The organism is Thermoactinomyces sp. CICC 10523 (assembly GCF_016055105.1).
GTDB classification, from domain to species: domain Bacteria; phylum Bacillota; class Bacilli; order Thermoactinomycetales; family Thermoactinomycetaceae; genus Thermoactinomyces_A; species Thermoactinomyces_A daqus.
In genome coordinates this window covers 58,239-79,257 of the sequence record NZ_JAECVX010000015.1, presented here as the reverse complement: position 1 = coordinate 79,257, position 21,019 = coordinate 58,239, and the positions used below count along the sequence as shown (strand labels likewise).

Below are 21,019 nucleotides of genomic sequence, written 5' to 3'. Positions count from 1 at the left end.
AGGGGATCCACCCGTTCCCATCCCGAACACGGAAGTTAAGCCCTCCAGCGCCGATGGTACTTGGGGTTCACCCCTGGGAGAGTAGGTCGTTGCCAGGCATAAGAAAAACCCATCTCAATTGAGATGGGTTTTTTGTGTTTTTGAGCGGAAAATGCCAAGATCAGGCGTTGTCCGGGTCAAGCGAGAATCTTATTGCATTGGCACACGGTTCGCAATTGGAGCCAGAATTGAGATATATGGGGAATGTTCATGATCCACTGGAACAAGTTCATTTTACTTGATTCAATGTCTTTTTGATTCCTATGATAAGCGAACACTACCATTAATTTTTAATTTCAATGTTCGCTTTTTTGTTGCGTTGTTCCCGTTTTGTTGTTACACTGGAACTGAACAAAATAATTTGCTTTCTCATATATGCTCAGGAATATGGCTTGAGCGTTTCTACCAGGAAACCGTAAATTTCCCGGCTATGAGAAAAGTTGAACGGTTAGGCGGAAAACAAGCCTAATAAGTAGACTTTCTCTGGCTTTTATTGGGAAAATCTGCTAATTAGGCTTGTTTTTTATTTGTTGATAAAGGAGGAGCATCCATTGAATGATATAAAAGTCGGTGTCATTATGGGAAGCACTTCCGATTGGCCTACGATGCAAAAAGCGTGTGAAGTACTCCGGGAATTGGAAATTCCTTATGAAGCCAAAGTGGTTTCTGCCCACCGGACACCTGATGAGATGTTTCATTATGCTGAAACGGCTGAGAAACGCGGAATTCAGGTAATTATCGCCGGAGCCGGAGGGGCCGCTCACCTTCCCGGAATGGTTGCAGCGAAAACAGTGCTCCCGGTGATTGGCGTTCCGATCAAAACGTCCTCTTTAAACGGGCTCGATTCTTTGCTGTCCATTGTGCAAATGCCTGGCGGGGTGCCCGTCGCGACTGTGGCGATCGGCAATGCCGGCGCAGTCAATGCCGGGATTTTGGCTGCGGAAATGCTGGGAATGGCGGATTTGAAGATACGCTCGCGCCTGAAGGAGCGCCGTGAACAAATTCGCGCACGTGTCATTGAAGAAAGGGATCTGGAATGATCGAAACAAAAGGACAGATGAAAGTGGTCGCTCCAGGACAAACGATCGGGATTTTGGGAGGCGGTCAGCTCGGACGTATGACGATTCTTGAGGGGCAGAAGATGGGCTTGCAGTTTGTCACCATGGACCCCGCAACTGATTGCCCCGGAGGACAAGCGGCCCAGTGGCATATAGCCGCTCCCTATGACGATCTTCATGCGGCGAACCGGCTGGCTGAAAAGGCCGATCTGGTTTTGTACGAATTTGAAAATATTGACCCGGCTGTCGTCAAATTTCTGGAAACGAAAACACATGTGCCGCAAGGAAGCCGGCTGTTACAAACGGCGCAGCATCGCATATTGGAGAAAACAACACTGCAAAGAGCCGGGATTCCCGTTACCGACTTTGTTCCTGTAAAGAGCCGGGATGATTTGATCCGGGCACTCAGGCAGATCGGCCTTCCTGCCGTGCTGAAAACGGCCACAGGCGGTTATGATGGCAAAGGTCAATGGATGTTGCGCACAAAACCGGATCTCGATTTGTTGCCGGGGGATTTGTTGGACGGGAGCAGGGAATTGATCTTGGAAGCTTTTATCCCCTTTGTCAAAGAGCTCTCCGTCATTGTCGCCCGCAATCCGCAAGGGGATTTGGCCTCATTTCCGCCGGCGGTCAATCTGCATCGAAACCATATCCTCCATATGACGGTTGTTCCCGCGCCGCTGGCTGAGCCGGTCAAAGCGCAGGCGATCGCAGTGGCTGAACGGGTTGCGGAGACGCTGCAGGTGGTGGGTTTGATTGCGGTTGAGATGTTTATGCTGAAAGACGGACGGCTTGTTGTCAACGAATTGGCACCACGCCCCCACAACTCGGGACACTACACCTATGATGCCTGTGCCACCTCGCAATTTGAGCAGTTTGTGCGCGCCTCCCTCGGGTTGCCACTGGGGCCGACGGATCTTTGCAAGCCGGCGGTGATGGTGAATATTTTGGGTGAACATGCAGATGCTTTCAGACAAGCATTTCCATCTCTTCCCGGTCACGTGAAATTTCATTGGTACGGAAAAAAAGAAGCGAAAAAAGGTAGAAAAATGGGTCATGTCACGGTATTGGCAGAGAGCGTCAATCAGGCGCTGGAGTGGATCGAGTCTTCGTCGATTTGGCCGCCTTTGACGAGCGAAGAGAAAAAGGTTATTTATGATAGAGATTATTTTTAATCAAATATAATCATGCATTGCAGTCCTGAACCCGAGGGGAGCGGGGATCATAAGGAACGCCGAGAAGGAAGGCGCCCCGCGATCTGACCTGCGATGCATCTTCACAGAAAAGGTGGGACCTGATTGTGATTCAACGTTATACGCGCCCCGAGATGGGATCGATTTGGACAGAAGAAAACAAATACCGCGCCTGGCTGGAAGTGGAGATCCTGGCTTGCGAAGCATGGGCGGAACTGGGGATCATCCCGAAGAAGGATGTAGCCCTGATCCGGGAAAATGCCAAGATCAACGTGGAGCGGATCTATGAAATCGAACAGGATACTCGTCACGATGTCGTGGCATTTACCAGGGCGGTGGCGGAGACACTGGGGCCGGAATCCAAATGGGTTCATTACGGTTTAACCTCGACGGATGTGGTGGATACCGCGCTTTCCTATCTGTTGAAACAGGCAAACGAAATTTTGTTGCAGGATCTGGACCGTTTGATCGCCGCTCTCAAAGAGAAGGCTAAAGAACACAAATATACGGTGATGATGGGACGCACCCACGGCGTGCATGCCGAACCGACAACATTCGGTTTGAAAATGGCATTGTGGTATGCCGAAATGCAGCGGAACCGCGAGCGGTTTGTCAGAGCAATGGAGACCGTCGCCGTCGGCAAAATCTCCGGAGCAGTGGGGACGTATGCCAACATTGACCCGTTTGTCGAAAAATATGTGTGTGAAAAATTGGGACTGAAAGCGTCGCCCATTTCAACGCAAACCCTGCAACGCGACCGTCATGCGGAATATATGGCCACCTTGGCCTTGATTGCCACCTCTCTTGACAAATTTGCGACGGAAATCCGCGGATTGCAAAAGAGTGAGACGCGTGAAGTGGAAGAGCCCTTCAAAAAAGGGCAAAAGGGCTCATCAGCCATGCCGCATAAACGCAACCCGATCGGGTGCGAAAATATCAGCGGGCTGGCCCGCGTCATCCGCGGTCACATGGTCTCGGCGTATGAAAATGTTCCGCTCTGGCATGAACGGGATATTTCCCATTCATCCGTGGAACGGGTGATTCTGCCGGATGCCACGATCCTGCTTAACTATCTGCTGAATCGCTTCACCGGCATTATCCGTGACCTGACCGTATTCCCCGAGAACATGAAACGAAATATGGAGCGCACGTTTGGATTGATCTATTCCCAGCGGGTTCTGTTGAGCTTGATCGACAAAGGCTGGACACGGGAAAAAGCGTATGACCGTGTCCAACGTTTGGCCATGCAGGCTTGGGAAGAACAGCGCCCGTTCAGACCGCTGGTGGAAGCGGATGAGCAAATCACCCAAACGCTTTCGCCCCGGGAGATTGAGGATTGTTTTGATTACCACTACCACTTGAAACATGTGGACACCATTTTTGCCCGCCTCGACTTGGATGAATAGAGAGTCAGCGGGAAGAAGGCGGAGCGGAAGGCAGAGTGGATTTCCACTGCCTCCGCTTTCTCCCAAAACTCCGCAGAAAGGGGCTTTTGCAGGATGAAACCGGAAACTCTCCTCTATGAGGGAAAAGCGAAACAATTGTTTTTAACGGAAGACCCGGCGATTGTCCGCGTTCGCTACAAAGATGCGGCAACGGCCTTCAACGGTGAAAAAAAGGCAACGCTCGCCGGAAAAGGAGTCCTTAATAACCGAATTAGTGCATTCTTCTTTCAATTATTAAGGGAACAAGGAATCGCAAATCATTTTATAAAAGAAATTTCGCCAATTGAACAATGGGTGAAAAAAGTTGCCATCATCCCGTTGGAAGTGGTGGTCCGCAATGTGGCTGCCGGATCGCTTTCCAAACGGCTCGGATTGACGGAAGGAAGCCCCTTGCGCCATCCGGTGATCGAGCTCTACCTCAAAGACGATGCCTTGGGTGATCCATTAATCAATGAGGATCACATTTCCGTATTGGAAATCGCCACGGTTGCACAGCTGACAGAGATGAAAGGGACGGCGCTGAAAGTGAATGAGGTGCTGCGAAACTTCTTGGCGCAAAAAAATATTTTGCTCGTTGATTTCAAGTTGGAATTTGGTGTGGATGATTCGGGAGATGTGATGCTGGCCGATGAAATCTCCCCGGATACGTGCCGTTTTTGGGATATGGCGACGGGGAACCGGATGGATAAGGACCGCTTCCGTCGCGATTTGGGGAATGTCATCGAGGCTTATGAAGAAATCTGGAACCGCCTGGGAGGAAGAGAAGATGTATAAAGCAACCATCTTTGTCACCTTGAAAGAGAGTGTATTGGACCCGCAGGGAGTCGCTGTGAAAGGATCGCTTCATTCCCTGGGTTATGCCGAAGTGAAGGATGTGCGGATCGGCAAGCGGATTGAAGTGTTGATTGAGAGCGATAATCGCCGGAAGGCGGAACAACAAGTGCGTGAAATTTGCGAAAAGGTATTGTCCAACCCGGTGATTGAACAATTTCGCTTTGAGCTGGAGGAGGTGGCGTAAGTGAGGTTTGCCGTTCCCGTTTTTCCCGGTTCGAACTGCGATCTGGATTGCGTTCATGCGATCGAAGATGTATTGCAGGAACCGGTTGAACCCGTTTGGCATCGGGAAGAGGATGTGTCCCGGTTTGATGCCATCATCCTTCCCGGCGGTTTTTCGTATGGAGACTATCTTCGCACCGGTGCGCTGGCCCGGTTCTCTCCAGTTATGAAGGGCGTGAAACAGGCGGCTGAATCGGGCAAATTGGTCATCGGCATTTGCAACGGATTCCAGATTCTTTTGGAAATGGGATTGTTGCCGGGGGCGATGCTGACCAATGATCATTTGCAGTTCCGCTGTGAAATGCAAACACTGACCGTCGAAAATGCAGAAACACCGTTTACCTGCAAGTATGCTCCGGGAGAGGCGATTCGCATTCCGATCGCCCACATGTCCGGCAACTATTTTTGCGACCCGTCGACTCTTGCCGAATTGAAGCAAAACGGGCAAATCGTTTTTCGCTATGCCGGTGACAACCCCAACGGCTCGATTGAGAAGATTGCCGGAATTTGCAACCGGAAGCGTAATGTTCTCGGCATGATGCCACATCCAGAACGGGCGATCGCGGATTGGATGGGATCGGAAGATGGGAAAAAACTGTTTCAATCCATGTTCGCTTATTGGAAGGAGAATTGCGGTGCAGCGTGAACAAACAGTGATGAAGAGCAAAAGCGCCATTTCCGAACCGGCGCCGGAAATCATTCGCGAGCAGAAGTTGTTTAAAGAGATGGGTTTGACCGAAGCAGAATATGAACAGATCATCGGGCACCTCGGCCGCTTGCCCAACTGGACGGAAGTGGGGATTTACAGCGTGATGTGGTCGGAGCATTGCAGCTACAAAAACTCCAAACCGCTGCTCAAACGCTTTCCGACAGAAGGACCCCGCGTTTTGCAAGGGCCGGGTGAAGGGGCCGGAGTGATCGACATCGGGGACGGTCAGGCGGTTGTGTTTAAAATCGAGAGCCATAATCATCCTTCCGCGATTGAGCCGTTTCAGGGAGCGGCCACCGGGGTTGGCGGCATCATCCGCGACGTCTTTTCGATGGGGGCCCGCCCGGTTGCGCTGCTCAACTCGCTTCGCTTCGGGAATCTCTCCTCCCCGCGTGTTCGTTATCTGTTTGACCAAGTGGTTGCGGGAATCGCTCATTACGGAAACTGCATCGGCATTCCCACCGTGGGCGGTGAAGTGATGTTTGATGACTGTTATGAGGGAAATCCGCTGGTCAATGCCATGTGCGTCGGTATTTTAAACCACGAGGATTTGCAAAAAGGAATCGCCAGCGGAACCGGCAATCCCGTCATTTATGTTGGTGCAAGCACCGGACGGGACGGCATTCACGGAGCCACCTTTGCCAGTGAAGAACTGAATGAAGGGTCGGAGGAGAAGCGCCCGGCCGTGCAAGTGGGCGATCCGTTTATGGAAAAATTGCTGCTGGAAGCATGTCTGGAAATGGTGAAAAAAGGAATTCTCCTCGGGATTCAGGATATGGGGGCCGCAGGGCTCACTTGCTCCAGCGCGGAAATGGCGGCAAAAGGCGGTCAGGGTCTCGATTTGAACCTCGATTTGGTTCCGCAGCGGGAAGAAGGAATGACCCCGTATGAAATTATGTTGTCTGAATCGCAAGAGCGGATGCTCCTGGTGGTTGAACAGGGACGGGAACAGGAAATCAAGGAGATCTGCGATAAATGGGGTTTGCAATCCGCTGTCGTCGGACGGGTGACGGAAGGCAACCGCTATCGCATTTTCCATGGCGGGAAAATCGTAGCCGACATCCCGGTCAATACGCTGGTGGATGACGCACCCGTTTATGTCCGGGAAGGGCGTGTGCCGGATTATTACCAGGCATACCAAAATATCCGGGCCGAGGAAGCGTTTTTGGATGTCTCGCCGCAGGAGGCGCTGGACAAAGTGATTTCGTCGATTAACACCGGCAGCAAACGCTATGTTTACCGTCAATATGATCATATGGTGCGCACCAGCACGGCGGTTTGCCCCGGATCTGATGCGGCCGTGATCGTGGTTCGCGGAACGGAGAAAGCACTGGCGATGTCCACGGATGGGAACGGGCGCTATGTTTATCTCGATCCGGTGCAAGGAGGAAGAATTGCCGTGGCGGAAGCGGCGAGAAATGTGGTATGTGCCGGGGCGGTCCCGCTTGGCATTACGGATTGCCTCAATTTTGGAAATCCGGAAAAACCCGAAGTGTACTGGCAGCTGTCGCAGTCGATCGACGGAATGGCTGAAGCGTGCCGCATTCTGGAAACCCCCGTCGTCGGCGGCAATGTAAGTCTGTACAACGAAACCAAGGGAGAGCCGATTTACCCGTCTCCGGTGGTGGGAATGGTCGGATTGGTCGAAAAACGGGAGCATATAACCACTTCTGCCTTTAAGCGTGCGGGAGATGCGATTTTGCTGTTGGGAGAAACGTTTGCCGAATTGGGAGGAAGCGAATTGCAGCATGCTCTTACCGGCGAGGTGCGCGGACGGGCTCCGGTTTGTGATCTGGAGAAGGAGAAAGCCCTGTACAAAGTAGTGCTGGCTGCAATTCAAAAAGGATGGGTATCCTCTGCGCACGATGTCTCTGAAGGGGGATTGGCCGTAGCCTTGGCGGAATCCTGCATTGACGGGCAAAAAGGAGCAGAGGTAACGATTCAGACCAGCCTGGCTCCGATCGTTCATTTGTTTAGCGAAAGTCAGTCGCGCGTGATTTTGAGCGTACCGGATGAATATGTGGAAGAAGTTCATCAGCTTGCGGAAAAAAACGGGGTTGCCTGCAGCTGGATCGGCCGTGTGACCCAGGAAGCACACCTGTCGATTGCGGTAAATGGAACCCGGGTGATTGGGAGTGACGTTGCGGAACTCACAAAACGTTGGGAGGAAGCCATTCCATGCGCGATGAATCCATCTTCGACCTTGACGAACTGAATGAAGAGTGCGGTGTCTTCGGCATCATCGGTCACCCTGAAGCTGCCCGCCTTACGTATTACGGGCTGCATGCCTTGCAACATCGCGGGCAGGAGAGCGCGGGAATCGTCAGTACCAACCATGACCGCTTTTTTGTGCACCGGGGTACGGGATTGGTGACCGAGGTATTCGACCAGGAGATCATTCGTTCCTTCCAGGGTGAGACAGCGATCGGACATGTTCGTTATTCGACAACCGGGGGAACAGGACTGAGAAATGCCCAGCCGCTCGTATTTAACTATGTAAAAGGCGAACTGGCTTTGGCCACAAACGGCAATCTGGTAAACGCCGGACGCCTGCGTCAGGAACTGGAAGCCGAGGGATCCATTTTTCAGACGACGACGGACACGGAAGTGATCGCCCACCTGATCGCCCGCTCGCGTGCCGGCAGTCTGGAGGAAGCGGTTAAAGAGGCCTTAAACAAAGTGACCGGGGCCTATGCCCTCTTAATCCTGACCAATGACAAGCTGATTGCGGCACAGGACCCTCACGGATTAAGACCGCTGTCACTGGGCAAAATTGGAGACGCATTGGTTTTTGCCTCGGAGACGTGTGCATTTGATGTGATCGGGGCTGAGTTCGTCCGTGAAGTGGAACCGGGTGAAATGCTGGTGTTCGACCGTGAGGGAGTCCGATCGCTTTCGTTTGCCCCTGAGCGGGAACGGGCCGGCTGTGTGTTTGAATATGTCTATTTCGCACGACCGGACAGCATTATTGGCGGGGTGAACGTGCATGCCGCCCGCAAGCGAATGGGCAGCCGTCTGGCAAAAGAAGCTCCCGTTGAAGCTGATGTGGTGACCGGGGTGCCCGATTCCAGTACATCAGCGGCGATCGGTTATGCGGAAGCTGCGGGAATTCCGTACGAGATCGGTCTGATCAAAAGCCGCTATGCCGGCCGTACCTTTATTCAGCCGAATCAGGAGTTGCGGGAACAAGGCGTAAAAATGAAATTGAGTGCAGTGCGCGGCGTGCTGGAAGGAAAGCGGGTCGTGATGGTGGATGATTCCATTGTCAGGGGGACAACCAGCCGCCGGATCGTGCAAATGCTGCGGGACGCGGGAGCGACCGAGGTGCATGTGCGCATCAGTTCACCGCCGGTGAAACATCCCTGTTTTTACGGCATCGATACCCCGGATCGGGACCAATTGATCGCGGCTTACAAGTCGGTGGAAGAGATCCGCAAGGAGATTGGCGCCGACACCCTCGCTTTTCTGAGCACCGACGGGCTGATTGATGCGGTTGAATCAAACGGAGGGGGCCAAAAGCGCGGGCACTGCCTGGCTTGCTTTACGGGCCGGTATCCGACGGAAATCGAAGAACTGGTTTTGGAGGGCAAACGATGAGCAAAGCATACAAAGCGGCCGGTGTGGATATTGATGCCGGAAATGAAACAGTGGATCGCATCAAAAAACATGTAAACCGAACCAGGCGTCCTGAAGTGATCGGCGGAATCGGCGGATTTGGCGGCTTGTTCGCCTTAGATCCATCCTATCGTCAGCCGGTGCTCGTGTCTGCAACCGACGGGGTCGGCACCAAATTGAAAATCGCCTTTGCCCTGAACCGCCATGACACCATCGGGATCGACTGTGTGGCCATGTGCGTGAATGATGTGGTTGTTCAAGGTGCCGAACCGCTGTTTTTCCTCGATTATCTGGCAACCGGAAAATTGTCTCCCGCAGTGGCTGAAGAAATTGTCAAAGGGATTGCCGACGGATGTGAACAGGCGGGCTGCGCGTTGGTCGGCGGTGAAACGGCTGAACTGCCGGGCCTGTATAACGGGGGAGAATACGATATCGCCGGTTTTTGCGTCGGAGTGGCCGAACGGGACCGACTCCTGCCCAGCAAGGATATCGAGGCGGGGGATGTGCTGATCGGATTGGCTTCCAGCGGTCTCCACAGCAATGGTTTTTCGCTGGCGCGCAAAGTTTTGCTACAGGATCGGGCATTCTCCTGGGATGAAAAAGTTCCCGGAAGCGGACAAACACTGGCGGAGGCGTTGCTGATCCCGACGAAAATCTATGTCAAAACCCTATTGACGCTCTTTCAAAAGCACAGAGTGAAAGGAGCCGCTCATATCACCGGAGGCGGATTGGTGGAAAATGTCCCCCGCATGTTGCCGGATGGCCTTGAAGCGCAAATCGATCGCCGTACCTGGGATGTTCCGCCCATCTTCAACTGGATTCAGGAATGTGGCGATCTGGCAGAAGAAGATATGTTTCGCACCTTTAATATGGGCATTGGCATGGTGATCGCCGTTCCGGCCGAAGAAGAGGAGGCAGTTTTGCAAACGGCGGCCGGTTGCGGTGAAAAAGCGATGGTGATCGGGAAAGTGGCGCAGGGGAAAAATGGAGTAACTTGGACGGAGGAGGCTTAACATGGCGATTGCTGTCTTTGCCTCGGGAAATGGCAGCAACTTTCAGGCACTGGTGGAAAGTTCACGGCGGGAGAACTGGCCTTTGCCCATCTCCCTGTTGATTTGTGACCGTCCGGGAGCAAAAGTGTTGGATCGGGCGCGTGCCTGCGAGGTGGAAGCGATTTGTGTGAACCCCAAAGCATTTCCCGATAAAAAAGCATATGAAGAGTCGGTGTTGGCGCACCTTCGCCAAAGGAAGATCGAATGGATTGTGCTGGCGGGCTACATGCGCTTGATCGGCCCTACTTTGCTTCAGGCGTTTCCGAAGCGGATTGTGAATATCCATCCCTCTTTACTGCCTGCGTTTCCGGGATTAAATGCCATCGAAAAAGCTTTTTCCTATCCGGTGAAAGTGTCGGGTGTCACGGTTCACTATGTCGATGAAGGAATTGATACCGGCCCGATTCTTGCCCAGCAACCGGTGGCCATTGAGGAGGGGGATACGCTGGAAAGTTTTGAGAGGAAAATCCACTTCGCCGAACACCAGCTGTATCCCCGGGTGATTCAGGCGTTAATAGACGGTGGCAAGAAATCGTAAGGCAGGTTGCACTCATAGCCTAAGAATCAAACGAAGGAGGAGATCCAGTGGCAACGATACGTCGGGCATTGATCAGTGTTTCAGATAAAACGGGTATTATCGATTTCGCGCGGGAATTAGTGCAATTGGGCGTGGAAATCATTTCGACCGGAGGAACCCACAGAACCCTTGCTGGAGCCGGGCTTCCGGTGACAGGAATCTCAGATGTTACGGGCTTTCCGGAAATCCTCGACGGGCGGGTCAAAACGCTTCATCCCAAAATTCACGGTGGTTTGCTCGCCGTTCGCGGTCTTGCTTCCCATCTCAAACAGATGGAGGAGAACGGAATTTCACCGATCGATCTCGTCGTGGTAAACCTGTACCCGTTTGCACAAACCATTTCCAAACCCGGTGTAAGCGTGGAAGAAGCGATTGAGAATATTGATATCGGGGGTCCGTCGATGGTGCGGTCCGCCGCCAAAAACCATCAGTATGTGACGGTTGTCGTCGATCCGGCGGATTATGGCCTTGTCCTGGAAGAATTGAGGGAAAGTGGCCGGACTACGGCGGAGACCAGACGGAAATTGGCGGCCAAGGCGTTTGGCCATACCGCACACTACGATGCACTGATCGCCGGTTATTTCAATCGATTGACAGGGGTCTCGTTCCCGGAGCAGTTAACCATCCCGCTGACCAAACAACAGGCGCTTCGCTACGGGGAAAACCCTCACCAACAAGCCGCATTTTACCGTGAACCGCTGCCGGGGGCAGGCACGTTGGCCAGCAGCACTCAACTTCACGGAAAGGAACTCTCCTATAACAATATCAACGACGCCAACGCAGCGCTCGCTCTGCTCCGCGAATTTACGGAACCGACCGTCGTGGCGGTGAAGCACATGAACCCTTGCGGCGTCGGGGTAGGAAAAACGCTGTCTGAGGCTTGGCAAAAGGCATATGAAGCCGATCCCGTCTCCATATTTGGCGGAATCATTGCGGTTAACCGGCCTGTCGATCGTGATACGGCTGAAAAGATGAAGGAGATCTTCCTGGAGATCATTTTGGCCCCATCTTTTACCGAAGAGGCACTGACCATCCTGAAAACCAAGAAAAATCTTCGTTTGCTTGCCCTGGGCGAAGAGGTACCGGCAGAAGGGGCGTCACTCAAATTGCAATCGGTCAGCGGAGGAGTTTTGGTTCAGGAAGAGGATATACGGGCGGTCCGCAAAGAGGAATGCCGGGTGGTGACAGAGCGCGCACCGAGTGAAGAGGAGTGGGAGCAGCTCCTGTTTGCCTGGAAAGTGGTGAAACATGTGAAATCCAATGCCATTGTCTTGGCAAAGGATTTTCGCACCACCGGCGTAGGGGCAGGACAGATGAACCGTGTCGGCGCTGCCGTCATCGCCGCCAACCAGGCAAAGGAAGACGCGAAAGGCTCCGTTCTGGCTTCTGACGCCTTTTTTCCGATGAAGGATACTGTTGAAGCGGCAGCCAAGGCAGGAGTAACCGCCATCATTCAGCCAGGTGGATCCATTCGCGACGAAGAGTCGATCGCAGAGGCCAACAAACACGGTATCGCAATGGTCTTTACCAGTGTTCGACACTTTAAACACTAACAAGTATCAGGCCCCTATCCTTTGGCGTATACTAGGGCAAAGGATGGAGGGGGTTCTATGCGAGTTCTCGCTTGGTCACTTCTGTGGTTTTTTGTTTCTCTGACAGTGACGGGCATCGTCTCCTACGAGCTCGGCGGCGCTGATCTGCTGACGTGGAGAAGCGGGCTGCGCACGGCAGGAGGCGTCTTTTTCCTGGCGGCTCTGGTGGTCGGAGGTGTGCTTACGACCAAGTCGGCTTACCGGAGCCGTACAAAATTTTTTTATCGCGAAGATTGGTCGTTTATCTGCATTTTGGTTACGATCGGTCTGTTCGGACTCAGCCTGTTGATCCGATAACATCGTCCGTGTGGGGCGATGTTTTTGCCGGAAAAAGACGAATGGGTTTTAGGAGGGGACAAGCCGTGAAAATTCTGGTGATCGGCAGCGGAGGAAGAGAGCATGCGCTGGTGTGGAAATTGGCACAAAGTGCAAAAGTGAGCAAAATTTATTGTGCGCCCGGAAACGGTGGAATTGCTGCCCAGGCGGAATGTGTGCCGATTGAGGCGACTGATGTGGATCGGCTTGTACAGTTCGCCAAAGAAAAGAACGTCAATCTGACTGTGGTCGGACCGGAGGCGCCGCTTTTGCAGGGGATTGTCGATCGTTTTCAGGCAGAGGGGCTCGCGATTTTCGGCCCGAAGCGGGAAGCGGCCAATTTGGAAGGAAGCAAGCGGTTTGCCAAGGAAATCATGGAAAAATACCGGATTCCGACCGCTTCCTTCCGTTCGTTTACTGATCCGCATGAGGCGAAACGCTACGTTCGGCAGCAAGGAGCCCCGATTGTTGTAAAAGCGGACGGTTTGGCCGCTGGAAAAGGGGTTGTGGTTGCCCGTACCGTGGAAGAAGCAGAGCAGGCGATTGAAGACGCCATGGAGAAAAAAGTGTTTGGCGATGCCGGGAATGAAGTGGTCATCGAAGAATACTTAAGCGGACCTGAATTTTCCCTGATGGCGTTTATGGATGGCACTGTGGTTAAACCGATGGTCGTGGCCCAAGACCACAAACCGGTGTACAACGGCAACCAAGGGCCGAATACCGGGGGAATGGGGGCTTATTCGCCCGTTCCGCAAATTCCGCCCCGTATGGTGGAGCAAGCTGTGGAAACGATTTTGGAGCCGATGGCTCAAGCTCTTCGCAAGGAAGGAATCGAATATAAAGGAGTTTTGTACGCCGGATTAATGCTGACCGACGAAGGCCCGAAAGTGATTGAGTTTAACGCCCGCTTCGGCGACCCTGAGACACAGGCGGTTCTGCCCCGGCTTCAGACCGACCTCGTTGATGTTCTGATGGCGGTCATCGACGGTCACTTGGCGGATATAAGCCTTCAATGGAGTGATCAGGCGTCCGTTTGCGTCATTCTGGCCGCAGGGGGATATCCGGGGACATATGAAAAGGGAAATCCGATTGCCGGAATCAGCGGACAGGAAAGCGGGGAGACGATCGTCTTTCATTCCGGAACCAAACGCGAAAACGGACAGATTGTGACAAACGGAGGGCGCGTTCTCGGTGTGGCGGCTCTGGGTGAGAGCATTGACGAAGCGCGGGAAAAAGTGTATCGGAGAATCGAAGAAGTTTCTTTTAAGGAGATGCATTACCGGACGGATATCGCGGACAAGGCTACATTCTGAAGAGTGAAAACGGGGAAACTGCCGGCTGAACAGGTCGGCGGTTTTTTGATGCGAAATAAAAAACGAGCCGTGGCAATGGCTCGTCGTTTTTGGTTATCGATTTAACAGGGGGGATCCGGTTCAGCCGATTTTGGTCGTCTCTTTTTCCCCTTGAATGCTGATTCCGTCAACCGGGATTTTAAACCACCAACCGCCTTGCGTTTTTTTCACTGGTTGGTATCCTGCTTTTTTCAGGGAACGGGCGACAGTCCAGCTAGCGGTGTAGACGGTGGCGAGATTGGTTGACTCATCAAACTGGATCACAGTTTCTTTTTCCATATCGCTAAGGGACATTGCACTCACTCTCCTAAACGGTTTTAATCTTCAAAAAAACCGATCGTATGTTCGCTTGTCTGTATTCATATTCTACCATGTTGTGCTTTAATTGCCACCCACTAATTGATAAAATGTTTATAACTCTTTTTCGACGCCAGGTTACAAATTGTCCTTCTTTTTTTGATAAAAAATGACGAAATTTGTATGCAACTTTGGTAAAATTCGTTTTTTGTCGAATCAACCTGCTTGGTCAAAGTTGAACAACCTTCATATTTTTTGTGTCAAATTCTGCCGGATCATGTGATTTACGGTTGTGTGCAGCGACGAATGTTCGATTTATCTGATTAAGTAAATTTCTAAGCATGATTCTAAGCGATCATCGGCATTTAATCAACCGTTAATGAGAAACGATTTCAAAAATCGTGCATAACTGATTTGTCAGGAGCATCAAATCGGTCAGGTACGACAGGTTTGAAAGCGCTGCCACAACCAGAGAGGTCACTCGCTTACTATATACCCAATATATTGATCTTGGAAACTATTATACAAAAAAGTCTGAATATAGGCAAGGGATTTGTTTTTGCATTTTTATATTTCTATTTGCAATTCATAGCATGGTTCTCCCCTTCCCCTTTGTGTGTAAAATGAAGGGGGAGGGGTGACGTATCCATCGCCGCTGTCAAGAACTTTGATTGCTGTGCCTGATGTCGTTTTACCGGTTACATATTGCCTTTGTTGCCCAGTGTGTTTTTGCCAAACAGCGCCAGCACCGGGCAATAACGGGTCAACCCTTCGGCGACTTTCATGGCGGAGGCCAGGGCGATCAGGAATGGAAAATTGCGCCGGCCTTTGGAAGTACACCAAGCCAAACCGACAAGGCCGCAAGTGATGCGCAGGAGCGCATCCAATGTTCCGATGTTTTTCTGCATTTTTTTCACTCCTTTCCCTCTGCCGGAACAGGTATGCATTTCACGATGGTGGAAGTTCCGATGAAAACAACATCTCTGCTGTCGGACTTATTATTTGCTGCAATGGGAAAGCGTTATACGGGAGTAATTAATGGTGAAGGAGGAAGTAATATTGGGCGTGCATATGACTAGAGAAGAGCATGATTTGCTGATTGAGGTGGCGATGGGGAGAAAAGCGCCGACGTTGCTAATTCGCGGCGGTGAAGTGTTGAATGTGTATACCGGGCAGCTTTTGCGCCAGGATGTGGCGCTGGCCGGCCGCCGCATCGCCTATGTGGGTGAGCTGAAGCAAAGCGGTTTGCGCCTGGAGGATGATGTTCCGGTGCTCGATGCAAGCGGACAAGTGTTGGTGCCAGGCTATATCGAACCGCATGCCCATCCGTTTCAGCTCCATAATCCAGTCACATTGGCGGAAAAAGTGGGAGCGCTCGGTACGACGACGCTGATCTCGGATAATCTAGACTTTTTTGTCTCATGCACTCCTCAGCAGGTTATCCGTTGGATGGACGACTTGGCGCGGTTAAAAGTGCGTCTCTTTTGGTGGGCGCGGCTGGACGGGCAGACCTATTTGCCGCAGGATGATCTTTTTTCTGTTCCGCGTGTCAGAGAGGTGCTGGAGCATCCGCGGGTGCTGCAAGCGGGCGAACTGACGGATTGGATACCATTGCTCGCCGGGGACCCGTCGATGAAGCAATTGGTTCGCCAGACCAAAAATTTGGGGAAACGGGTGGAAGCACACGCACCGGGGGCATCCTACCGGACTTTGGCGCGGCTGGCGGCGGCGGGAGTGAGCGGTGACCATGAAAGCATCAGTTTTGATGAGGTTTGGCGCAGATTGCAACTCGGGTATTTTGTCACGCTGAGACACAGTTCGATCCGGCCGGATCTCCCTGTATTGCTGGAAGGATTGCTGAAGGAAAAGGATGTGCCGTGGCACCGTTTAACGATGACGACGGATGGAGCGACCCCTCTTTACTTCAAAAACGGCTTTACCGATTATTTGATCCGGACGGCCCTTGATTGCGGATGTTCCCCTGTTCACGCGTACCAGATGGTTACCATCAACCCGGCCGTTTATTACCGGTTGGATGATCACCTGGGTGGAATTGCTCCCGGACGGCTGGCCAATATAAACGTCCTTTCCTCGCTGACTGAGCCGTGCCCCGTACTTGTGCTGGCCGACGGGGAGATTTTGGCGCGCGAGGGAAAATGTTTGCATCCGTTTTCAGGAGAGGAAGATTTTTCCACCATCATTACGCCTCCGTCGGATGTCCGTTATGCGGAGACTGATTTTCGTCTTCCCGTGAAAGACGGAGATTCTTTTCCGGTGATGCATCTGATCAATTCCGTGATCACGAAAAGTTTACAGGAGGAGGTTCAGTTTTCGGACGGCGGGATGCTTTCCCCAGATGATGACCTCCTGTATGCTTTTTTGGCCGACCGCGCGGGGAAATGGATCACACCCGGATTGGTGCGCGGCTTTGGGCGTGGAATAGACGGGTTGGCATCCAGCTATACGGGCTCCGCACAGGGAATCGTGGTGCTGGGGCGTTCTCCGGAGGCGATGGCCCGGGCTGTAAACCGGGTGCTTCAGTCCGGAGGAGGGATTTATTGGATCCAGGCGGATGAGGAAGTTTTCTCCTTGCCTCTGCCTCTCCTGGGCACGATGAATCACGATTCGCTCGATCAGTTAATCGCAAAGCTGGAGCCGTTTGCGCGGCGTCTGAGCTATCATGGCTTTACCCATCTCGATCCGCTCTACTCCCTGTTATTCCTGTCTGCGACCCATCTGCCGCAGCTCCGGTTGACGAATGAAGGGCTGATGTCGGTAAAGGACAAGCATATTCTCGTTCCGGCACAGAAGCGATAGGGTGGAGATCATCGCGATGGAGGTTCGGGAGGATTGCGGTCATGGAACCCTCTGAACCGGTTTGGGGTGGATTTCCCGGCCTTTGGTGTAAGGGATCAGGAGGGGTGTGCCGTAGACCGGATCGGTCGCGATGGTCGCTTTCAGCCTGAACACATCTTCCACCATCTGCTCAGTGATGATTTGTTCCGGCGGGCCCTGGTCATAAATTTGCCCGTCCTTGATGGCGATGATCTGGTGGGCATAACGGCAGGCCAGATTCAGATCATGTAAAATCATCACAATCGTTCGCCCTTGATTCGCATTTAATTCATACAACAGATCGAGAATCTCGATTTGATGCGTCAAATCCAAATAGGTTGTCGGTTCGTCCAGCAGAATGACTTCCGTATCTTGGGCCAGCGTCATTGCGATCCAGGCCCGTTGTCTCTGTCCGCCGGACAATGCATCAACAGGATGGTGTTCCCACTTTTCCATCTTCGTTGTTTGCAAGGCCCAGCGGACTTTTCTTTCGTCTTCCTCGGACCACTGGCTGGTCCACGTTTGGTACGGATAGCGCCCCTGTTTGACTAGCTGAAATACGGTCAATCCTTCGGGAGATTCCGGCCCCTGAGGGAGGATGGCCAACTGCTTGGCAACTTCCCGGGTGGGGAGCTTGTTAATTTTTTTACCATTTAACAAAATTTGGCCGGCCCGGGGCTTTAACAGCCGGGCTAATGACCGCAGCAGGGTCGATTTTCCACAGCCGTTGCTCCCGGCGAGAACAGTGATTTTTCCTTTGGGGATCTGCAACTGCAGTTCTTCGATAATCATCTGGCTGCCGTAGGATAACGTGAGATCCTCGGCTTTCAGCACCGTTGACAAAAGAATCCCTCCATTGGTCTGGAAACAGTTTTCATCTGGTTGATCGTCTATCATTTTATGTGAATATGTGATTATCGTCAATGAGAATGATAGTTATTATCACCTGTTGTTGACCAGAATGGGTCCATTCGGTATATTAGGAGAAGCGAGTCAGGATCTCCACGTTTTTAATTGACGGAGAGACAGAAGCGTTGCCCTGAACGGAGAGCAATCGCATCATTAACGATCTTTTGAACGGCAAACGTTTGAAGATAATATTCTCAGGCATGAAAGCATTTTGTTTACAACTGACGGTAAGGTGGGGAATGGATTGGTTCCATCCAAGCATGCCCTGCCTTTTCTTTTGTGAGCCTTAGTGGTTTTGGTTGGTTAAAAAAAGGAAATAAAGAGTGTGCAAATAGAATGTTAATAGAAATTTTGCTGAATAAAGGGGATTTGCCCTTTTACCGGGAATAAGTAGAGGGTTTTTGTTTACAATAATGGCAAGTTTTTTTCCTGATTTCGGTGAAGTTTATTTCATCTTGAAGAAGGGGTCCTTTTTCCTGGCTCTATTGGCATTTTATGTGAAAAATGGTGCAGGTTTACCTGTATATGGAAACTGCAAAAAAGGAGTTTATTCTTTTGAAGGAACTTAACCGTTTAGCGATAAAGCGGCTCACTCAGCTATTATATTTGTCTATTCTTCTCTCTCCGTTTCTGCCGCCGGTCGCCCTTCTCATGACGGCATTGGCGACGTTATTTACTGTCAGGGAAAAGTGGATGTTCAACCGATGGCCGGAAAAGATTTTTTTAAGCTTTATTATTTTATCTTTAGTCAGCTGGCTGGTCGATCCTTCCTGGATTTACGGGATTCCGATCGGCGTGATTCCCATGGCGATGTTCGCGCTTTATTATTTGCTCAGCATCTGGATCCGGCATAAGGTGAAATGGTCCTGGCAGGAAGTGCAGACCATGTATTTGCAGTTTTGGCTTGGCGGTTTGTTTGTGGCCCTGATTGTGTTCATCCAGCAGCTGGATTGGCCGGTGCTCAATCATTCTCCGCTCGGTCCGATTTTGCATTTTTACAATGAATTTCGCTGGCAATCGGAGTGGTCGGTCCGAAGTGTGGGAACGACGGGAAACTCCAACTTGACCGCAGCTTTATTAATTTGTTTTGCCTTGATGAGCATTTATGCCTCGTCCGTTTTACAGAAAGCCTGGCAAAAAGTCGCCGCTTTTTGCGTGTTTATCCTTTATTGTGTCGCCATTTGGTGCACGGGATCGCGCGGTGCCTGGGTCGGTCTGGTCATCGGCTTGATCGTGCAATTGTGGATGACGGGGCATCGGAAGCGAACTGTCACCATCACACTGGCCATTATTTTGCTGGCATATTGTTTTCCGGAGATCATTCCCCGCCAGGATACATTGGGGAGCACGATCCGCGTGCGTTTGGAAGTATGGACGGTAGCCTTGCAGATTTTCAGGGAACACTGGCTGCTGGGGGTTTTGCCGCTCCATTTTGGCCAGATTTTTGCCAAGAAGGCAGGCTTTTATATCTATCATGCTCATAACATTTTTCTCGGGATTGCCAGTGAATACGGTATTATCGGGCTGGCTTTGTTCCTGGCGCTCATCTATATGACCATTCGCCGGGCGCGCCGCTGGAGGAAAGCTGCCAACCGGAAGGAGGAAAAGCGCCTGGCCGGGATGTTGATCTCACAGACGATTGCCCTGTTGGGTCACGGAATGTATGATTACCCCATCATCGCACCTCAGGTCGGACTTATGTTTATGTTAAGTGTGATCATGATCCATGCCCAATATGAGCGGAGATGCACGAGCAAGCCCGAGTGGAGTGAGCAACAAAAAGAAGGGCAAAAAGGATCGAAGCCGGTCATCCTCCATAAAAATTCGATTTCCGCCATTTTGTTTAATGTGAAAAACTATATTCACCAGCGAGTGGAGTTGTACCGGAAAAGGGCCTAGTCGCGCAAATGATCCTTTCCGGGATGCGAATCTATTTTTTCGACTGGTATAAACTGGCCTTTTTCGGACAAAGCTGTTACCAACTCTAGTAATTTGGAAATAGAGGTGGTAACTTGCATCGCATGCTATGGAAACGATGTTGGATCGGCGTCTTCCTGTTCTGTATGCTCCTTTCCTGCTGTTCCGGCACGGCTTTGGCCGCAGACGGGCAGGCAGATATGATTTATGTTACTGTCAAAAAAGGGGATACCGTTTACGAACTGGCACGCAAGTACGGCACCACGGTTGAAAAAATAAGCGATATAAATCATCTTACCAACCCATCTTTGATTCGGGTTGGACAGATTTTGAAGATTTTACAAAAATCGATTCCGGCGATGGAAGCGGAGGAGAGCAGTCCGTCCGCTGTTCTGGTTTCGGCCTTTCCTGATCTGCCCCGCGGCCAGGCTCTCGGTGAATTTACCTTAACCGCTTATACGGCCGGCCCGGAATCGACGGGCAAAAAGCCGGGAGATCCCGGTTTTGGAATCACTTCGAGCGGCGAGCGGGCCGAGGAAGGTGTGACGATTGCGGTTGATCCCCGTTTCATCCCGATCGGTTCGCGGGTCTACATCGAGGGGATCGGTTACCGGGTTGCCCAGGATACCGGATCAGCGATCAAAGGGAAGCGGATCGATGTTTTTATGAATGATGTGCACGTGGCAAGGCAATTCGGGGTCAAAAAACATGTCAAAGTAGAGATCATTCAATAGGAGCCAAAAAGGATTGGCTCTGACCCTGATAAAATCCAATAGGAGGGGATGGGTGTTTTTCTGCAGCGACCTTTGTGACGAAAGGAACCGGGAGTCAAGAAAAACGCCAAGACCGACGGACTCCTGTTTCGGGTCTCGCACGCTGGGAGCCAAAAAAGTTGGCTCTCTTTTTTCTGTAAACTTTTGTTGCAGGCCGGGGTGCGAAAGCATCTTTTTTCTTCCTGTGCAGCGAACGGCTGAAAGGGCCAGCTCATTCCCCGCTGATTTTGATGAGACTTTCTCCCCGGATTTTGCGCCGGCTGGTCAAGATCGTTTTTCAATAAG

19 protein-coding genes, 1 rRNA gene and 1 riboswitch are annotated in these 21,019 nt (G+C 51.7%); of the genes, 17 read left to right on the top strand and 3 right to left on the bottom strand.

The window, feature by feature from the left end; genetic code table 11:
• The 14 genes from rrf to purD form a co-directional block, all read left to right on the top strand.
• Positions 1 to 98: ribosomal RNA gene (rrf, locus tag I8U19_RS15495) — 5S ribosomal RNA — on the top strand; the annotation flags it as partial.
• A 290-nt stretch (positions 99 to 388) separates the two neighbouring features.
• A riboswitch (purine riboswitch) is annotated at positions 389 to 490 on the top strand.
• 127 nt (positions 491 to 617) lie between these two features.
• A complete protein-coding gene (gene purE, locus I8U19_RS15490) occupies positions 618 to 1,079 on the top strand; it encodes a 5-(carboxyamino)imidazole ribonucleotide mutase (protein WP_033101387.1) in 462 nt (153 codons plus the stop codon).
• Complete coding sequence (gene purK, locus I8U19_RS15485; RefSeq protein ID WP_052154274.1) at positions 1,076 to 2,272, top strand: 5-(carboxyamino)imidazole ribonucleotide synthase; 1,197 nt, start codon at positions 1,076 to 1,078, stop codon at positions 2,270 to 2,272. Before purE ends, purK begins: the two co-directional genes overlap by 4 nt.
• Positions 2,273 to 2,397: 125 nt before the next feature.
• Positions 2,398 to 3,696: an adenylosuccinate lyase gene (purB, locus tag I8U19_RS15480; RefSeq protein WP_033101363.1), complete on the top strand. Its 1,299-nt coding sequence runs from the start codon at positions 2,398 to 2,400 to the stop codon at positions 3,694 to 3,696.
• A 93-nt stretch (positions 3,697 to 3,789) separates the two neighbouring features.
• Complete coding sequence (gene purC / locus I8U19_RS15475) at positions 3,790 to 4,509, top strand: phosphoribosylaminoimidazolesuccinocarboxamide synthase (RefSeq protein WP_033101362.1); 720 nt, start codon at positions 3,790 to 3,792, stop codon at positions 4,507 to 4,509.
• Positions 4,502 to 4,753 carry a phosphoribosylformylglycinamidine synthase subunit PurS gene (gene purS, locus I8U19_RS15470; RefSeq protein ID WP_033101361.1) on the top strand — a complete coding sequence of 84 codons (252 nt, stop codon included), beginning with the start codon at positions 4,502 to 4,504 and terminating at the stop codon, positions 4,751 to 4,753. Before purC ends, purS begins: the two co-directional genes overlap by 8 nt.
• Complete coding sequence (gene purQ, locus I8U19_RS15465) at positions 4,754 to 5,437, top strand: phosphoribosylformylglycinamidine synthase subunit PurQ (RefSeq protein WP_198056431.1); 684 nt, start codon at positions 4,754 to 4,756, stop codon at positions 5,435 to 5,437.
• Positions 5,438 to 5,447: 10 nt separating this feature from the next.
• Positions 5,448 to 7,715: a phosphoribosylformylglycinamidine synthase subunit PurL gene (purL, locus tag I8U19_RS15460; protein ID WP_198056434.1), complete on the top strand. Its 2,268-nt coding sequence runs from the start codon at positions 5,448 to 5,450 to the stop codon at positions 7,713 to 7,715.
• On the top strand, positions 7,679 to 9,097 hold the full coding sequence (gene purF / locus I8U19_RS15455; protein WP_033101359.1) for an amidophosphoribosyltransferase: 1,419 nt from the start codon (positions 7,679 to 7,681) through the stop codon (positions 9,095 to 9,097). The genes purL and purF overlap by 37 nt, the downstream gene beginning before the upstream one ends.
• On the top strand, positions 9,094 to 10,128 hold the full coding sequence (purM, locus tag I8U19_RS15450; RefSeq protein WP_033101358.1) for a phosphoribosylformylglycinamidine cyclo-ligase: 1,035 nt from the start codon (positions 9,094 to 9,096) through the stop codon (positions 10,126 to 10,128). Before purF ends, purM begins: the two co-directional genes overlap by 4 nt.
• A gap of 1 nt (position 10,129) precedes the next feature.
• Positions 10,130 to 10,705 carry a phosphoribosylglycinamide formyltransferase gene (purN, locus tag I8U19_RS15445; protein ID WP_198056430.1) on the top strand — a complete coding sequence of 192 codons (576 nt, stop codon included), beginning with the start codon at positions 10,130 to 10,132 and terminating at the stop codon, positions 10,703 to 10,705.
• 47 nt (positions 10,706 to 10,752) lie between these two features.
• Positions 10,753 to 12,297 (top strand): bifunctional phosphoribosylaminoimidazolecarboxamide formyltransferase/IMP cyclohydrolase, encoded by a 1,545-nt coding sequence (gene purH / locus I8U19_RS15440; RefSeq protein WP_033101356.1) that lies wholly within the window; start codon positions 10,753 to 10,755, stop codon positions 12,295 to 12,297.
• 57 nt (positions 12,298 to 12,354) lie between these two features.
• Positions 12,355 to 12,633: a hypothetical protein gene (locus I8U19_RS15435; protein WP_033101355.1), complete on the top strand. Its 279-nt coding sequence runs from the start codon at positions 12,355 to 12,357 to the stop codon at positions 12,631 to 12,633.
• A 65-nt stretch (positions 12,634 to 12,698) separates the two neighbouring features.
• Positions 12,699 to 13,964 (top strand): phosphoribosylamine--glycine ligase, encoded by a 1,266-nt coding sequence (purD, locus tag I8U19_RS15430; protein ID WP_033101354.1) that lies wholly within the window; start codon positions 12,699 to 12,701, stop codon positions 13,962 to 13,964.
• 120 nt (positions 13,965 to 14,084) lie between these two features.
• Here purD and I8U19_RS15425 read toward each other — a convergent pair whose 3' ends face one another.
• Together I8U19_RS15425 and I8U19_RS15420 are read right to left on the bottom strand one after the other, a co-directional pair.
• Positions 14,085 to 14,297, bottom strand: coding sequence for a hypothetical protein (locus tag I8U19_RS15425; protein ID WP_033101353.1), 213 nt, complete (start codon positions 14,295 to 14,297; stop codon positions 14,085 to 14,087).
• A 701-nt stretch (positions 14,298 to 14,998) separates the two neighbouring features.
• Complete coding sequence (locus I8U19_RS15420) at positions 14,999 to 15,208, bottom strand: YgaP family membrane protein (RefSeq protein WP_033101352.1); 210 nt, start codon at positions 15,206 to 15,208, stop codon at positions 14,999 to 15,001.
• 133 nt (positions 15,209 to 15,341) lie between these two features.
• Here I8U19_RS15420 and I8U19_RS15415 point away from each other — a divergent pair, with 133 nt between their 5' ends.
• Complete coding sequence (locus I8U19_RS15415; RefSeq protein ID WP_198056429.1) at positions 15,342 to 17,117, top strand: adenine deaminase C-terminal domain-containing protein; 1,776 nt, start codon at positions 15,342 to 15,344, stop codon at positions 17,115 to 17,117.
• Between the two features lie 39 nt (positions 17,118 to 17,156).
• Here I8U19_RS15415 and I8U19_RS15410 read toward each other — a convergent pair whose 3' ends face one another.
• Positions 17,157 to 17,927 (bottom strand): ABC transporter ATP-binding protein, encoded by a 771-nt coding sequence (locus I8U19_RS15410; RefSeq protein WP_052154278.1) that lies wholly within the window; start codon positions 17,925 to 17,927, stop codon positions 17,157 to 17,159.
• Positions 17,928 to 18,599: 672 nt separating this feature from the next.
• On the opposite strand from I8U19_RS15410, the gene I8U19_RS15405 reads away from it, so the two are divergent.
• Together I8U19_RS15405 and I8U19_RS15400 are read left to right on the top strand one after the other, a co-directional pair.
• Positions 18,600 to 19,943, top strand: a complete 1,344-nt coding sequence (locus I8U19_RS15405) for an O-antigen ligase family protein (protein ID WP_033101351.1) — start codon at positions 18,600 to 18,602, stop codon at positions 19,941 to 19,943.
• 122 nt (positions 19,944 to 20,065) lie between these two features.
• On the top strand, positions 20,066 to 20,695 hold the full coding sequence (locus tag I8U19_RS15400; RefSeq protein WP_198056428.1) for a 3D domain-containing protein: 630 nt from the start codon (positions 20,066 to 20,068) through the stop codon (positions 20,693 to 20,695).
• Positions 20,696 to 21,019 lie beyond the last annotated feature (324 nt).

Excerpts from the sequence above, each read along its gene's own strand:
- I8U19_RS15410 (WP_052154278.1), bottom strand. The coding sequence starts at position 17,927 with ATGATTATCGAAGAACTGCAGTTGCAGATCCCCAAAGGAAAAATCACT.
- purF (WP_033101359.1), top strand. The coding sequence starts at position 7,679 with ATGCGCGATGAATCCATCTTCGACCTTGACGAACTGAATGAAGAGTGC.
- purK (WP_052154274.1), top strand. The coding sequence starts at position 1,076 with ATGATCGAAACAAAAGGACAGATGAAAGTGGTCGCTCCAGGACAAACG.
- purS (WP_033101361.1), top strand. The coding sequence starts at position 4,502 with ATGTATAAAGCAACCATCTTTGTCACCTTGAAAGAGAGTGTATTGGAC.
- I8U19_RS15400 (WP_198056428.1), top strand. The coding sequence starts at position 20,066 with ATGCTATGGAAACGATGTTGGATCGGCGTCTTCCTGTTCTGTATGCTC.
- purC (WP_033101362.1), top strand. The coding sequence starts at position 3,790 with ATGAAACCGGAAACTCTCCTCTATGAGGGAAAAGCGAAACAATTGTTT.
- purL (WP_198056434.1), top strand. The coding sequence starts at position 5,448 with ATGAAGAGCAAAAGCGCCATTTCCGAACCGGCGCCGGAAATCATTCGC.
- purM (WP_033101358.1), top strand. The coding sequence starts at position 9,094 with ATGAGCAAAGCATACAAAGCGGCCGGTGTGGATATTGATGCCGGAAAT.
- purE (WP_033101387.1), top strand. The coding sequence starts at position 618 with ATGGGAAGCACTTCCGATTGGCCTACGATGCAAAAAGCGTGTGAAGTA.
- I8U19_RS15435 (WP_033101355.1), top strand. The coding sequence starts at position 12,355 with ATGCGAGTTCTCGCTTGGTCACTTCTGTGGTTTTTTGTTTCTCTGACA.
- purN (WP_198056430.1), top strand. The coding sequence starts at position 10,130 with ATGGCGATTGCTGTCTTTGCCTCGGGAAATGGCAGCAACTTTCAGGCA.
- I8U19_RS15425 (WP_033101353.1), bottom strand. The coding sequence starts at position 14,297 with ATGTCCCTTAGCGATATGGAAAAAGAAACTGTGATCCAGTTTGATGAG.
- I8U19_RS15420 (WP_033101352.1), bottom strand. The coding sequence starts at position 15,208 with ATGCAGAAAAACATCGGAACATTGGATGCGCTCCTGCGCATCACTTGC.